Source organism: Lacinutrix jangbogonensis, from assembly GCF_000797445.1.
GTDB lineage: Bacteria > Bacteroidota > Bacteroidia > Flavobacteriales > Flavobacteriaceae > Lacinutrix > Lacinutrix jangbogonensis.
This window is the reverse complement of the sequence record NZ_JSWF01000045.1, coordinates 24,291-30,893: the sequence shown is the minus strand read 5'-3', so window position 1 is coordinate 30,893 and position 6,603 is coordinate 24,291. Positions and strand designations below refer to the sequence as shown.

3 protein-coding genes are annotated in these 6,603 nt (G+C 35.5%); 2 read left to right on the top strand and 1 reads right to left on the bottom strand.

Features of this window, described 5'->3' with window-relative positions; translation table 11 throughout:
• A partial coding sequence (locus tag RH82_RS17060) for a T9SS type A sorting domain-containing protein (protein ID WP_034062625.1) occupies positions 1 to 1,782 on the top strand: 1,782 nt, incomplete at its 5' end.
• Between the two features lie 559 nt (positions 1,783 to 2,341).
• The gene (locus RH82_RS17055) at positions 2,342 to 5,725 is read left to right on the top strand and encodes a T9SS type A sorting domain-containing protein (protein ID WP_034062622.1); all 3,384 of its coding nucleotides are present in this window, start codon (positions 2,342 to 2,344) and stop codon (positions 5,723 to 5,725) included.
• A 54-nt stretch (positions 5,726 to 5,779) separates the two neighbouring features.
• Here RH82_RS17055 and RH82_RS17050 read toward each other — a convergent pair whose 3' ends face one another.
• Positions 5,780 to 6,250 (bottom strand): Lrp/AsnC ligand binding domain-containing protein, encoded by a 471-nt coding sequence (locus RH82_RS17050; protein WP_034062620.1) that lies wholly within the window; start codon positions 6,248 to 6,250, stop codon positions 5,780 to 5,782.
• Between the last annotated feature and the right edge of the window lie 353 nt (positions 6,251 to 6,603).

Genomic DNA, 6,603 nt, shown 5'->3' with positions numbered 1-6,603 from the left:
GATGATGCTTCGTTTAATTATGATGCACCAGCGTATTGTCAAGATGCTACAGATTCTACTCCAACCATTACTGGTTTAGCTGGTGGAACGTTTACTTCTGGCGCAGGACTTTCTATTAATGCTTCAACTGGTGTTATTGATGTTTCGGTATCAACTCCAGGAACTTATACTGTGACTTATACTACTGCAGGAGTTTGTGTAAATTCATCTAACCAAACTGTAACAATAAACGCAACAGATGATGCTTCGTTTAATTATGATGCACCAGCGTATTGTCAAGATGCTACAGATTCTACTCCAACCATTACTGGTTTAGCTGGTGGAACGTTTACTTCTGGCGCAGGACTTTCTATTAATGCTTCAACTGGTGTTATTGATGTTTCGGTATCAACTCCAGGAACGTATACTGTGACTTATACTACTGCAGGAGTTTGTGTCAATTCATCTGACCAAATTGTAACAATAAACGCTACAGATGATGCTTCATTTCTTTATAGCGCACCAACATATTGCACAGATATTATTGTTACGCCACCAATGATCCTAGGATTGGCAGGTGGAACATTTACAAGTACAATAGGATTGATAATTGATCCAAATACTGGAGAAATTAGCGTTTCAGATTCAACACCAGATACTTACACTGTGACTTATACTACATCTGGAACTTGCCCTAATAGTTCTAGTGTTTCTGTAACAATAGAGGACTGCGCTCCTATTAATGATGAATGTACAGGTGCAATAGCAATAGCTTGTGGAGGAACTGTAATAGGAACAACAGATACAGCAACAGATAGTGGAGGAAACCTATCAAATGATGTTTTCTATTCATTTACGGATACTGTTTTACAAGATGTAACACTATCACTATGTAATTCTTTATATGATACGTATATAAGAGTTTATAGTGATTGTCCACAAACAAACGAAATTGCTGGTAACGATGATGCTATTGGTTGTGGAGACGATACTCAATCTGAAGTGACTTTTACAGCACAACCTAATGTAACCTATTATATAATGATTGAAGGTTATGATGAAGAATCTGGTGATTTTGAAATGAGCTTAAACTGTATACCAAATGTACCATCTCCAGGAAACGATTCATGTGGAAGTGCCACACCTCTTATATTAGGTGCGACTTTAACAGGCGAATCTACTGCTGGAGCAACAGATGATTCAACAGGAGAAACAAACGATACAGAATGTGATCCTTATACCTTTAAATCTGATGTTTGGTATACTTTCCAAGCGCCTCTTACTGGAGCAGTTAATATTACCACTTTTATTTCTGGTAATTCAGATGAAGCAAATGTTGCTGTGTATACTTCACAAAACTGTACTCAGTTAGATACAGACATTATTGCATGTTCTGCAGGAAATGGTGGTGAAAGTATAGATTTAACTGGTTTAGTAGTTGGCCAAACGTATTATGTTAGAGTTTGGAGTGATGGAGCTGTTTCAAGAAATGCGCAACTTGTAGAGGGTACTTTTAATATCACAGTTACAGAAACAACATTATCTACAACAGACTTTGACGCTATTGGGTTTACATATTTCCCTAACCCAGTAAGTACAACTTTAACACTTAAATCTGAGGATACTATTTCTCAAATTAGCGTTTTAAATATGTTAGGTCAAGTTGTATATAGAGAAACACCAAATGTAACAACTAAGCAATTAGATATGTCAAACTTACAATCTGGCGCTTATTTTGTTGAGGTTTCAATGGAAGGCACAAATGGTAATAGAACAAAAACAATACGTGTTTTAAAAGAATAAAACTACGTATTAAATAAACTTAAAAGGGCTTCTATAATTATAGAAGCCCTTTTTTTATGTATTAATCTGATGGCCTATAGATTTCTGTTTTAGTAATAAATAGATTATCTGAGAATGTACTAAAAATGCTAATGAGTTTGCAAATACAATGTTTTTCTAGAAACTTTTTCTTTTTATAATTATCCAGTAAATTGTATTACTTTTGCGAAAGCTATTAATTACACTATATCATGAAGAAAATCACATTTCTAAATACTTTCTTATTTATCTCACTTTTTAATTTTCAAGCTTTTTCGCAAAACTTAGAAAATTTTGAAACTGATGAGTCAAATATTTTTATCCATAATGTAGTCATTTTTTCACATACATCATCTTATGTAGATGTTGTCCGTGTCGTTCTAGTAGAAAAATATACAAGTAATTTTATATGGAAAAACTCATTATTTAGGAACAGGTCCTGATACACCATTCGCCCTACAAAATATTTTTTTACATCAAGTTAATATACTTAATGTTATAACTTAATAAATTCAACAGCACAAACCAAAAAATTAAAACCATGAGAAAAATTAAAATTTTAATCATTACATTACTCGGTCTTTTTGTAGGCCAATTACACGCCCAAGACGGCTACACCTATACATTAGTAGATAATGGAGCCTACAGCTATTCAATAGCCGCAGTTCCTAATGCTAGTGCATCAAACTTTGCTACTTCGGTACAGAGTTATGGTTTTACTGTTATTGTACCAGATGGTGTTACATTGTCTGTCACATCCTCACTAGGAAGTTCAGCATCTCCTACATTTTTTAATGGAACGGATGTAGCTCAGCCAACTATAGATGGGTATTTAATAACTGAAACCTTAGGGAGTCCAGCTGCATTACCAGCACCTTCGGCAGCGACAACTACACCAGTGGTAACGATTCAAGTGAATGGATCACCTTTAGCCGGTATTATGTACATTCTTGCTAACAATTCTGCTTTGGCTACATCAGTAACACCTTTAAAGAGTTTTATGCAGGCAGATATGATTGATAATGGTATGGTGGCTTTTACAAATGTTGTAGATCCAAATGCTAGTGCAGTAACAGCTCCTTTTACTATAGATTTTGCAGCATCTGCGTGTTCAGAACCAGATATTCCAACGGCTACTTTTGCTCCTGGAATAATCTGTGATGGCAACGCAGCCTTATTAACTATTTCTGGAGATAAAGAAGACGCTACTCTTTGGCATGTTTATACAGGTACATGTGGTGGAACGTTAGTTGGTACAACTGCGGGTTCAACCATTATTGTTACGCCTATTCCGCCAAGTACAACGTATTATATTAGAGGAGAAGGTGGTTGTACAACACCAGGTAGCTGTGGAACAGTTACTGTAAACACAACCGCTAGAGAAGATGCATCTTTTAGCTATGGAAATCCAGCTTATTGTCTAGATGACTTAGATCCTACTCCAACTATTTCCGGTGTTAGTGGTGGTTCATTTTCATCAGCACCAGCAGGATTATCTCTTAATACAGGTACTGGAGAAATTGATGTTTCAAATTCTATACCAGGAAACTATACCGTTAACTATCAAACAAGTGGATTGTGTAGTGATGATGAAGATTTCACTATAACCATTAACGCTTCAGACAATGCTTCGTTTAATTATGATGCACCAGCGTATTGCGCAGACGATGTAGATCCTACACCAACCATTGCTGGTTTAGCAGGAGGAACATTCTCAAGTACATCTGGTTTAACAATCAATAGTTCAACTGGATTGCTTGATGTTTCAGCATCAACACCAGGAATCTATACAGTAACTTATACAACTGTTGGAGTTTGTCCGAATAGTGAAGTCTTTAGTATAACAGTTAATGCAATACCAACTGTGAATTTTACAGCGCTTGCAGACTTATGTCTTGATTCTGGAATTCAAACCGGATTAGGAAGTGGAACTGCTACAGGCGGAATCTATTCAGGATCTGGAGTTACCGATGATGCAAATGGCATGACGTATACCTTTGATCCAACAACAGCTGGAGTAGGAATACATACACTTACCTATACTTTTTCAGATGCTAATGGTTGTTCAAGTTCAGCAAGTGATGATGTAGAAGTCTTTGGATTACCAGTGGTAACCTTTACAGCTTTAGCAGATTTATGTATTGATTCCGGAGTGCAATCTGGATTAGGAAGCGGAACTGCAATAGGTGGTGTATATTCAGGAACTGGAGTTACAGATGATGGCAATGGCATGACTTATAGTTTTGATCCCGCAGCAGCTGGAGTAGGAACGCATACTATAACCTATAACTTTACAGATGGAAATAGCTGTTCAAGTTCAGCACCTGACGATGTTGAAGTCTTTGCTTTACCAATGGTAAGCTTCACTGCACTTGCAGATTTATGTATAGATGCTGGTGTACAAGCTGGTTTAGGTGGAGGCTTACCAACAGGTGGCGTTTACTCTGGTGCTGGAGTTACAGATAATGGCAACGGCATGACCTATAGTTTTGATCCTGCAACAGCAGGTATTGGAACACATACTATTACTTATGATGCTTCTGCTGCTGGTTGTTCAAACTCAGCTGGTGATGATGTAGAAGTCTTTGGTTTACCAGTTGTAACCATTGGAACTTTTGCAGATGTATGTCTTAATTCAGGATCACAACCTATATTTGGTGGAGGAATGCCAACAGGCGGTGTGTATTCAGGAAATGGAGTTACGGATATGGGCGATGGAATCGGCTATAATTTTGATCCATTATTAGCAGGTGTAGCAATTCATTCTATTACGTATACATTTACTAATCTAAACGGATGTACAAGTAGTGCAAGTGATAATTTAGAAGTAATCAATTGTACACCTATTAATGATGAATGTACAGGAGCTATAGTAATAACTTGTGGAACAACTGTAATGGGATCAACCGATAATGCAACAGATAGTGGAAGTAATCTATCTAACGATGTATTCTATAGCTTTACAGATACCGTTTTACAAGATGTAAGCTTATCATTATGTAATTCTGGTTACGATACATATATAAGAGTATTTAGCGATTGCCCACAAACAAACGAAATTGCTGGGAATGATGATTCTAATAATTGTCCCGTAGGAGTAGGTGATGATACCCAATCTGAAGTAACTTTTACAGCACAACCAAATGTGACTTATTATATTATGATTGAAGGTTATGATGAAGAATCTGGTGATTTTGAAATGAGCTTAGATTGTATACCAAATGTACCCTCTCCAGGAAATGATTTATGTTCAAATGCAACACCACTTAGTTTAGGTGTAACTTTAAATGGAGAAACAACAGCAGGTGCTACAGATGATACTACAGGAGAAACAGACGATACGGAATGTGATCCTTATACCTTTAAGTCAGATGTTTGGTATACTTTCCAAGCACCGCTTACAGGATTAGCTACTGTAACAACGGTTCTTTCTGGTAACTCAGATCAGGCAAGTGTTGCGGTTTATTCTTCATTAAACTGTAGTCAGTTAGATTTAGATATTGTTGCATGTTCTGCAGGTAATGGTGGAGAATCTATTAATTTAACAGGTTTAACAGCAAGTGCTACCTATTATGTTAGAGTTTGGAGTGATGGTAGTACTGTTATTAGAAACGCACAACTTACAGAAGGAACATTTAGTATTACTGTAATTGAAACAACCTTATCAACTGAGGCTTTTGAGGAAAATGGGTTTACCTATTACCCTAATCCAGTAGATACTATTTTAACGCTTAAATCTGAGACCACTATGTCTCAAGTTAAAGTATTAAATATGTTAGGTCAAGTTATATTAACTGAAACACCAGGCACAACGACTAAACAATTAGATCTATCTAATTTACAATCAGGTGCTTATTTTGTTGAGGTTTCAATAGAAGGTGCAAATGGTAATAAAACCAAAACAATACGTGTTTTAAAAGAATAAAATAACGTATTAAATAAAATTAAAAAGGGCTTCTATAATTATAGAAGCCCTTTTTTATATCTTAATTTGTCTCTCAATTTGCTGGTCTAAAGAAATAAAGGTTTCTGTTCTAGAGACACCATCTATAGACTGTATTTCATTATTTAAAAGATTCATAAGGTGCTCATTATCCTTACATAAAATTTTAATTAGAATACTCCAGTTTCCCGTGGTATAATGACATTCAATAACTTCTGGTATTTTTTTAAGCAGTTTTACAGCCTCAGGATTACTCATAGCTTTATCCAAATAAATACCAATAAAAGCCATGGTAGAATAGCCTAATACTTTTGGGTTAATTACAAATTTAGAACCAGCAATTAATCCAGATTTTTCGAGTTTACGTAAGCGTTGATGAATAGCTGCGCCAGAGATACCAACTTGTCGCGCAATTTCTAAAACCGATGTTCTAGCATCTGCCATTAATGCACGAAGTATCTTTTTATCGATACCATCGATATGTATGTTTTTATTTATAACTTTCATAATAACCCTTGTTTTTCATTTCCATTAATACGGAAATATTGTTATTGTATACGCTTTACTTCAATAGCATAAGTGAGGATAAAATCTATAATAATCATATTTTAAATAAGATATGATTTCAATTTAAAACATAAAAGTACTAAAATAGTGCGAAACTGAAACTTCAATTTAAAAATTTACTTTGGTAAGTGCGTTAAGGATGGAAGCGGCATCCTTTTTTTTTGAGTGATTTAGGTACTATTCTTTTTCAATATAAACAGGAGTTAATTGATGGTATACTGAATACAAATTCGGGATAAAAAAAGATATAGCGTAAAGCCTGACCAAGACGATGCCAAAAAGCATGTCTTGGT